General features: G+C 54.6%; 2 rRNA genes. Both read left to right on the forward strand.

From position 1 onward, the window contains the following. Positions 1 to 85 (forward strand): 16S ribosomal RNA (locus ACWIGI_RS41660); the annotation flags it as partial. A 323-nt stretch (positions 86 to 408) separates the two neighbouring features. After that, positions 409 to 1,036 (forward strand): 23S ribosomal RNA (locus tag ACWIGI_RS41665); the annotation flags it as partial.

Below are 1,036 nucleotides of genomic sequence, written 5' to 3' on the forward strand. Positions count from 1 at the left end.
GGAGCCGTCGAAGGTGGGATTGGCGATTGGGACGAAGTCGTAACAAGGTAGCCGTACCGGAAGGTGCGGCTGGATCACCTCCTTTCTAAGGAGCACATCTCCAGATGCGCCTCACACAGGTGAGTGTTGCTCTGGCAGAGACCGTTTCGGCCTCACACGTAGGCCGGCGGACGCTCATGGGTGGAACACTGACAACCTCATCGCACACGGAAGAAGCTCAGTCTTCTTCCGCGGTGATATACCGACACACTATTGGGTCCTGAAAGAACAGACGTTCTTTCCAGGCAAGATAACGATCCGCTCGGATCTTCCTCGATACCGCGAAGCTTGCTTCGGTCCGGTCTTGCGAAATGCGATTAGAGCGGGTGTGTTGTTTGAGAACTGCACAGTGGACGCGAGCATCTTTGTTAGTAAGTGTGTAAGAGCGTACGGTGGATGCCTTGGCACCAGGAGCCGATGAAGGACGTAGTAGGCTGCGATATGCCTCGGGGAGCTGTCAAACGAGCTGAGATCCGAGGATTTCCGAATGGGGAAACCCAGCACGAGTTATGTCGTGTTACCCGCGCCTGAATATATAGGGCGTGTGGAGGGAACGTGGGGAAGTGAAACATCTCAGTACCCACAGGAAGAGAAAACAACAGTGATTCCGTGAGTAGTGGCGAGCGAAAGCGGAAGAGGCTAAACCGATTATGTGTGATAGCCGGCAGGCGTTGCATAGTCGGGGTTGTGGGATCATTCTTCCTAGTTCTGCCGAACTAGGCACAAGTCAGAAACCGTTGTGTTAGTCGAAGTGGCCTGGGACGGCCCGTCGTAGAGGGTGAGAATCCCGTAGACGAAAACGCAACGGCTTGTGTGGATGACTCCCGAGTAGCAGCGGGCCCGTGAAATCTGCTGTGAATCTGTCGGGACCACCCGATAAGCCTGAATACTACCTGGTGACCGATAGCGGACTAGTACCGTGAGGGAAAGGTGAAAAGTACCCCGGGAGGGGAGTGAAATAGTACCTGAAACCGTGCGCTTACAATCCGTCAGAGCC

This window comes from Nocardia sp. NPDC055321 (assembly GCF_053645575.1).